Below are 1,068 nucleotides of genomic sequence, written 5' to 3'. Positions count from 1 at the left end.
GGCCTGCAGGTCGTCGTTGAAGTCGCCGCGCCTTGGAGACAGGGCCAGCATCTCGATTCCCGCTGCCGTCGCGCGTTCGGTCAATGCCGTGAGCGCCATGTCGCCTGCGGCATCGGCATCGCGGGCGATGTAGAGCCTGCGCAGGGTCGGCGGCAGCAGAACGGCGGCAAGATGACTCGCCGACAGCGCGGCGGCCATCGGTATGCCCGGCAGGGCCGCGCGCAGCGACAGCATCGTCTCGATGCCTTCGCCGACGGCGAGGACATCGTCGACGGCTCCAAAGCGAACAGCATGACCGAGGAGGTCGCCCATCGCCCGTCTCGGCGTGTCGACCGCCGCCTTGTCCGATCCGTCAGGGGCGAGCCAGGTGCGATGCGCGCCGGTCTGCCGCCCGTCGAGGTCGGTGACGGCGGCGATCATCGCCGGCCAGGTCTCGGTCGGAGAGTGCTCGTCCGGCCGATAATAGCAGCGCGGGTGATACCGCAGCGCGCCCGCATCGTGGACCCGCTCGATGCCGCGATTGCCCAGGTAGGTCTCGACGAGCGTTCGCCGGATCGGCTGCGCCATGGCGATCAGCCGCCGCGCCGCCTCCGGCGACCCGGCGGGGACAGGTGCGCGAACGGGCGTCGGCGTCTGGCGGGGCTCGGCCTGCGGCAGGCTCAGAAAGCGCCGGGCTTCATCGGCGACATCGCCAAACTCGATAAACCCGCAGCTCTCCCGGATCACGTCGAGCAGATCGCCGAACTCAGCCGTGGCCGCATCAGTCCAATGCCCCGCAGCGCCGGGACCGTACTCCGGCCCGCTGAGCCGGACGAACATCGACCGGCCGGGGGCGTTGCGCACGTCGCCCACCGTCCAGTAACGGCCCTGCCGCCGCCCGTTCGACAGGTAGTGGCGACAGACCGCCTCGGCATCACGGGCGAGGCGGCGCGACAGGTCTGAAGCGTCGCGGGGCATCACGAAATCCCCCGCCATGCGCTGACGTTATGTTGCGTCCAAGCTGATGATCGCCCGCGAAACAAGGCCCAATCGCCGCCGCGCAACATAAACCGCGCCGCAACATGTTCC

At 69.8% G+C, this 1,068-nt stretch carries 1 protein-coding gene; it reads right to left on the bottom strand.

Annotation, left to right across the window (positions count from 1 at the left end):
* A partial coding sequence (locus NUU27_RS25380) for a toprim domain-containing protein (RefSeq protein WP_257765068.1) occupies window positions 1–957 on the bottom strand: 957 nt, incomplete at its 3' end.
* Window positions 958–1,068: the final 111 nt, after the last annotated feature.

Source organism: Nitratireductor sp. ZSWI3, from assembly GCF_024655565.1.
GTDB lineage: Bacteria > Pseudomonadota > Alphaproteobacteria > Rhizobiales > Rhizobiaceae > Nitratireductor.
This window is presented reverse-complemented; position numbering and strand designations above follow the sequence as displayed.